The following is a 288-nucleotide window of genomic DNA, read 5'->3' on the forward strand; positions in this document are numbered from 1 at the left end:
ATGAACTGATCCGCTCCCGCGCCACCGTATAGGGTGTCGTTACCCGAACCGCCGGTAATGACGTTGTCGCTGTCGTTGCCGTAACCGATGAAGGCGCCAGTACCGACGTAGGTCAGGCGCTCGACGTTGGCTGCCAGGATGGTGCCGCTGGCATTGATCACCGACACACGGGCTTCATCGTTACCGCCACCGGCCTGTTCGATAATGGTGGGGGTCTGCCCCATATTAATGTTGTAGATATCGTCGCCTGCGCCACCTTCCAGTCGTATTCCCGTGGCCGTGGTATAC

Annotated in this window: 1 pseudogene; it reads right to left on the reverse strand. The window is 59.0% G+C overall.

The features are described 5' to 3' along the window. Window positions 1-288, reverse strand: a pseudogene (locus LCU97_RS26580) (calcium-binding protein); the annotation flags it as partial.

This window comes from Pseudomonas uvaldensis, assembly GCF_021271205.1.
Classification (GTDB): Bacteria; Pseudomonadota; Gammaproteobacteria; order Pseudomonadales; family Pseudomonadaceae; genus Aquipseudomonas; species Aquipseudomonas uvaldensis.